General features: G+C 54.1%; 5 protein-coding genes and 1 pseudogene. 3 read left to right on the top strand and 3 right to left on the bottom strand.

What is annotated here, in order from left to right; translation table 11 throughout:
- Window positions 1-1301, bottom strand: a 1301-nt coding sequence (dnaA, locus tag F8I07_RS00800; RefSeq protein WP_292654457.1) for a chromosomal replication initiator protein DnaA, incomplete at its 3' end; no start/stop codon positions are given.
- 162 nt (window positions 1302-1463) lie between these two features.
- Between dnaA and ruvC the strand changes: the two genes are divergently transcribed.
- Together ruvC and F8I07_RS00790 are read left to right on the top strand one after the other, a co-directional pair.
- Window positions 1464-1985: a crossover junction endodeoxyribonuclease RuvC gene (gene ruvC / locus F8I07_RS00795; protein WP_292654456.1), complete on the top strand. Its 522-nt coding sequence runs from the start codon at window positions 1464-1466 to the stop codon at window positions 1983-1985.
- Complete coding sequence (locus F8I07_RS00790) at window positions 1972-2988, top strand: NAD(P)-binding domain-containing protein (RefSeq protein WP_292654453.1); 1017 nt, start codon at window positions 1972-1974, stop codon at window positions 2986-2988. The genes ruvC and F8I07_RS00790 overlap by 14 nt, the downstream gene beginning before the upstream one ends.
- On the opposite strand, the gene F8I07_RS00785 is transcribed toward F8I07_RS00790, so the two are convergent.
- Together F8I07_RS00785 and thyX are read right to left on the bottom strand one after the other, a co-directional pair.
- Window positions 2976-4700 (bottom strand): L,D-transpeptidase family protein, encoded by a 1725-nt coding sequence (locus F8I07_RS00785; protein ID WP_292654450.1) that lies wholly within the window; start codon window positions 4698-4700, stop codon window positions 2976-2978. The two genes, F8I07_RS00790 and F8I07_RS00785, sit on opposite strands and share 13 nt — an antisense overlap.
- 58 nt (window positions 4701-4758) lie before the next feature.
- Window positions 4759-5391, bottom strand: a complete 633-nt coding sequence (gene thyX, locus F8I07_RS00780; RefSeq protein WP_292654447.1) for an FAD-dependent thymidylate synthase — start codon at window positions 5389-5391, stop codon at window positions 4759-4761.
- A 76-nt stretch (window positions 5392-5467) separates the two neighbouring features.
- Between thyX and F8I07_RS00775 the strand changes: the two are divergent.
- Window positions 5468-5714: pseudogene (locus tag F8I07_RS00775) on the top strand (deoxyguanosinetriphosphate triphosphohydrolase); the annotation flags it as partial.

Raw genomic sequence — 5714 nt, 5'->3', positions numbered from 1 at the left:
TTGGAGAGTTCATCGAGAAGAACCTTGAAGTTTTCGTCGTTCTCGGCGATTTCGTTGATTTTGCGTAGGGCGTGGCTGACCGCGGAGTGGTCTTTCATTCCGAAGTAGAGGGCGATCTGGGGCATGGAGTTTGGGGTGAGGTTGCGGGCCAGGTAGATGACGATACGCCGGGCGTTGACCACGTTTTTGTTGCGCTTTTTCGATTTGATGTCGGAAGGTTTGACATTGAGCTCTTTGGAGACGATTTTGACAATATCGTCAATGGTGATGTTCTCCTGTTTCTCTTTGAGCTGGTCTTTGATGGCGTTACGGGCGAACTCCAGGGTAATCGGCTGATTGAGCATGGTGCTCATGGCATTGAGTCGGATGAGGGTTCCTTCGATCTCTCGGATGTTGTCGCCCATATGGGTGGCGATATAGTGGATAATCTCCCGATCCAGGTGGATACCGTCGAGTTCACACTTTTTCTGGATGATGGCGATCTTGGTCTCCAGTTCGGGAGGCTGGATGTCCGCCTGAAGCCCCCATTCGAAGCGGGTGCGGAGCCGATCTTCGAGGAAAGCAATCTTTTTGGGAGGCCGGTCGGAGGTCATGACGATCTGCTTACCGGCGTTGTGGAGTTCGTTGAAAGTATGAAAGAGTTCGTCCTGGGTCTTCTCTTTGCGGCTGAGAAACTGGATGTCGTCGATGAGCAGGAGATCACATTGGCGGTATTTTTCCCGGAACTTCTCCATGGTCTGGGACTGAAGATGGGAGAGGAATTTGTTCAGAAAATGCTCCAGCGTAGTGTAGATGACCCGATCTCCCATAGCCAGCCGATGGTTGCCGATGGCCTGGAGGAGGTGGGTTTTTCCCAGTCCTACCCCTCCGTAGATAAAGAGAGGGTTGTAGAGTCGTCCCGGTTTTTCCGCGACACTCAGAGCCGTGGTGTAGGCGAACTGATTGGAACTGCCGACGATAAAACTGTCGAAAGTGAAAGAGGGGTTGAGCAGAGCTTTGGTGGAGGAGCTTTTGGATTCGCTGCTATGGATGGGAGTGGCAGAGAGGTTTGAAGTTTGGGCGGATCCCACCTGGATGTCGATGGCGGGACGGATACCGCTTTCGATCTCGAAAAGATGGGCCAATGTTGAGAGATAGTTGCTGCGGATCCAGCGGGCGGCGAAGATATTGGGGGCCCGGAAGATGACCCGGTCATTCCGGGAACGTTCGGCGTCGTAGTGCAGATGACGCAGATAACGTTCATACTCTTCGGGAGGAATCTCCTTTCTGAGATTCTGGATAATTTTTTCGCCAAGATTCATAAAAGGCTCTCTTTCTTCAGGCAGGGTGTGTGTAAAATAGTGAACAGTTGATTTTTTTCACTGTGAATAGGTGAATAACTGTAGTGATTCTACCGAAGCTGGGCTAAAATGAGCCTATATGTGCGTGAATAACTTGGTGAACCATCCGTGAAAGGGAGAAGTATGGTCATTATGGGGATCGACCCGGGCAGCCGGAATCTGGGGTACTGTTTTCTGGAGTTCGGTCCCACAGGGATGACACTGCTGGAGGCGGGCTTGTTGAAGATACCGGCCGGCTCGCTGCAGGAACAGATCGTGGAGTTGGCGGAGGGATTGGATCTTCTGCTGAAGCGGCAGCCGCCGGATGAAGTGGCCATAGAGGATATCTTTTATGCTTTCAATCCCAAGACAGTCTTGAAACTGGCCCAGTTTCGGGGGGCCTTGAGCCTAAAGGTTCTCCAGGAAGTGGGCTATTTCCATGAGTACACCCCTTTGCAGGTCAAAAAGGCGCTCACAGGCAACGGCAAAGCGGCCAAGGAACAGGTCGCCTATATGGTCAAACGGCTGCTGGGGATCCGGCGGGAGATCAAACCGCTGGATATCACCGATGCCATGGCCATCGCCATCACCCATGCCCAGCGGGTTCGACTGCGTGGCTCTTCGGGCAACCAATCCAGACAAAGGAGTCAAAATGAGTCAAAATGAGAATGTTTATGATCTCGTGATCATCGGTGGAGGCCCGGGTGGGATCGGAACCTCTGTCGAAGCGAGGGCTCTGGGAATCGAAAAGATTCTGCTCCTGGAGAAGAGCGACAACCACTCCGATACGATCCGCAAATTTTACAAAGACAACAAACGGGTTGACAAGGATTGGCAGGGGCAGCTGGTGGAGATGGAGGGGACGATCCCTTTCATGGACGGGACCAAAGAGAGTACACTGGACTTCTTCGACTGCCTGATCGACCGGCATGTGATTGACAGCCATTTCAACTGCGAAGTGGACAAGATTACCAAAGGTGAGGACGGGATCTTCAGGGTTCGGGCCGACTGCGGAGAGTTTCGGGGGCGCTACATTGTCATCGCCATCGGGCGGATGGGCAAACCCAACAAGCCCTCCTACAAGATTCCTCCCTCGATTCGGAAACGGGTCAATTTCAATCTCGATCAGTGTAATCAGGGAGAGAAAATCCTGGTGGTCGGCGGCGGTGATACCGCGACAGAATATGCGGTGGAACTGAGCGAAAGCAATGATGTGACGCTCAACTACCGCCGGACTGAGCTTACCCGTCCCAATCCCACCAACCGGAAAATGATTCAGGAGGCCTTTGATACCGGGAAGGTCAAGCCGAAACTGGGTGTCGACATCGAAGGGCTGGAAAATCTCCACGGCAAGGTGGAAGTTCACTTCAAGGACGGTACGCAGGAAGTCTTCGATCGGGTGATTTACGCCATCGGCGGAACGACGCCGGTGGATTTTCTCAAAAATGCCGATCTACAGCTGGACGCGACGGGAGAGCCGGTGATCAAGGAGAATCTGGAGACCAGTGTGGAGGGAATCTACATCGCCGGAGATATCGCGTTCAAAAGCGGCGGAAGTATCGCCATCGCCCTCAATCACGGTTATCGCATTGTCCAGGACATTATCCGTCACGGCAAAGTCAGACTCTCCAAACCCGATCTGCTGCAGGAGTGTCATCAAAAGAAATAGTGCCGTTTTTTCCTCCGTTCTTTTCGGAGAGGATTGAGGCGCTTCTCGGGCACTTTGAAACTCTGTTTTTTGTGACCGGCCATCGATTCCCAGATGATCTGGTCATGGAGATAGATATCGTAGAAGAAGTAGTCCTTGCCATTGGCACGGCGCACCGTAAAATAGACGATATGAACCGGAATCGCCTTTTTCAGCCGAATGGTGGTGGGGCGGTTGCTCTCCAGAATCTCCCGGATCTTTTCCGGGGTGTAGTTCCCGGCGGCATAGTGCAGCAGCAACTCCATGAAATCCATCGGTTTTTCCACCCGCATACAGCCTGAACTGAAGACCCGGTAACGGTAGCCGAAGAGTTTCTTGTTGTCGGTATCGTGAAGATAGACCGAGTATTTGTTGGGGAACATGAATTTCACTTTTCCCAGGGCGTTGCTGTCGCTGGGGAACTGGACGAAACGGTAGGGAATCGGCCGCTGATCGTGCTCGTAGCTGAAGAGCTTTGCAAAATCGAGTTCCACCTCCGGAGCGTTGGGTTTGTAGCTGGTAAAGACGTGGATGTCGTGCTGCCGGAGATAGTCGGGGTTTTTTTTCAGCATAGGAATCAGGTCCCGCCGGACCAGATTGTCGGGAATGGTCCAGGTGGGGTTGAGGACCATATAGGTCATTTTGCTGTCAAAGATCGGAGTAGGGCGATCGATGCGTCCGACGACCACATCACTGGCAAAGATCGCTTGGCCGTTACGGTAAAAGCGCATTTTGTATTCGGGAACATTGACCTCCACATAGTCGCTTTCCCAGTGGTGGGGATAGAGTTTGAGCTTCTCCAGATTGACCAGAATCTTTTTGATGTATTCACTCTTCGGGGTGTTGAGGTAGTGGATCATTTTATTGTCGATCATCTCTCCGGGAGGGAGTTTGAAGCGTTCCCGGAAGTGGCGGACCGCTTCGGCGAAACGGCGGTCAAATTCATTGTCTTCAGGCAGGTTCTTGGGATAGTCGCCGAAAAATTTCATCATCCGTTTGATCTGGGCAATCCGGCTGTCACTGCTGTTGATCCGCAGGGTACGCCCCTGGGAGAGTTTGGGGAAACGGGGCATCTGCCGATACTTCTGCAGCAGCGCGACCAGGGAACGGTAGCGGTGTTCCAGCGGGATCTGCTGACGAAGGAAACGCTCCAGAACCTTCTGCTTCAGTACCGTAAAGAGTGTTTGGGGATCGGGAAGCTTCTTGGGATGGATATCCCAGGCGGCCTGGACATCCTGGGTCTCTTTGAGGCGTTTGAGTTTGCGTTGGACCAGGGGCCAGTCCACATCGCCTACGCGCAGGAAATTGAGCAGCTGCATCAGGGCGTCGCTCATCAGCACATCGAGGCGGGCCCGGACGGCGGGGAGGCTGGCCGGAGAGATGCTGCCGCTGTCCAGAGCGAAGGAGAGCCGTTTGATTTCGCTGCGGTTGAAATTTTTATGATTGTAGTTGAAGAGCGGATTCTCCAGTGCCTGCAACAGGGCGGCATAGTTGGCGGCATTTTGGGGCCCGATCCAGAGTGGACGGAATTGATTGAGCCGATAGAGTTCGGTCACCTGGGGGCTGAAAGGACTGTGGAGTTTGGTCTCGAGGGTCTGGGTGATCTGCTCGGAGAGGGGATCGGCGGCGGAAGGGGTGGAGGCCCCATAGGCCAGTCCCAGAGTCAGCAATAGAAGAAGATAGTATTTTTTCAACAACGAACCTTTTTTCTGGAAAATGGATTTCACGGAACCCGGGAGGGCAGAATGGTGCCTACTTCCCGACCGGCTCTTCCTGGTAGAGAGACTCCCGGAAGAGATAGCGGTGATCCTCCGGCAGATGGTCATAGAGCGTATAGGCGAGCTTTCGGATCTCCCAGAGGGCACTTTTGCTGCTGCGCAGAGCCAGGAAGTTCTGGAGGCTCCGGGCATTGACGGTCCAGGTGAGCTCCGTCTTGTAGCACTCGGGAAGGGCAAATTTGGCATAGTCGTTGCTCACCCCCTGCCGCAGGAGACTCTGGAGGTTGTTCAGCGCCCGGATCGAGGCCCGGTCCACCTCGTCGTGATGGGTCAGCACGATGAAACGGGAAGCCCCCTCGAAATCCTCTTCGTCAAAGGGCTCGGTCTCCTTGAGCTCTTTGAGGGTGTAGCGGGTACTCTTGACACTGAGGCTGGCCATCCGGTGGCGGGCCAGCTCCTGGAGAAGGGCCCGGCTGACTCCCTGGATGTAGAAGGTGTAGACCAGGTGTTCCAGGGTCGAAGCATGCTTGTATTTGTTGCCCACCCTGTCGATGAGCGCCCGGTCCTTCTCTCCGCCCTCGTCGCTTTTGTCAAAGCTTTGCCAGCAGGTACGGATTGCATGGGCGCAGACCTCCAGGGGCGTGTGGTGCAGCAGTGTCACTTTCATCGTCGTCCCTCCTCTGCGATTAGATACAATTATAGCCAAAGAGATAGGGAATACATTAACGAGGATTACCGCACGCATGAGACCCATTGACCGTTTTCACCCCTTGCAGGATGACTTCAGAGACCCCTATTCCCGGGATCGGGATCGGGTGCTGCACTGCAGCTCTTTCCGACGGCTGGAGTACAAGACCCAGGTCTTCCTCAACCATGAGGGGGACTATTTCCGTACCCGCCTGACCCACTCCCTGGAGGTGAGTCAGATCGCCCGGACTCTTTCGCGGATGCTGGAGCTCAACGAGACCTTGGCGGAGGTAATCGCCCTCT

It is taken from the genome of Nitratifractor sp., from assembly GCF_015487065.1.
GTDB lineage: Bacteria > Campylobacterota > Campylobacteria > Campylobacterales > Sulfurovaceae > Nitratifractor.
The sequence above is the reverse complement of the archived record's forward strand: the minus strand, read 5'-3'. Positions and strand labels throughout refer to the sequence as shown.

Excerpts from the sequence above, each read along its gene's own strand:
- thyX (WP_292654447.1), bottom strand. The coding sequence starts at position 5,391 with ATGAAAGTGACACTGCTGCACCACACGCCCCTGGAGGTCTGCGCCCAT.
- F8I07_RS00790 (WP_292654453.1), top strand. The coding sequence starts at position 1,972 with ATGAGTCAAAATGAGAATGTTTATGATCTCGTGATCATCGGTGGAGGC.
- ruvC (WP_292654456.1), top strand. The coding sequence starts at position 1,464 with ATGGTCATTATGGGGATCGACCCGGGCAGCCGGAATCTGGGGTACTGT.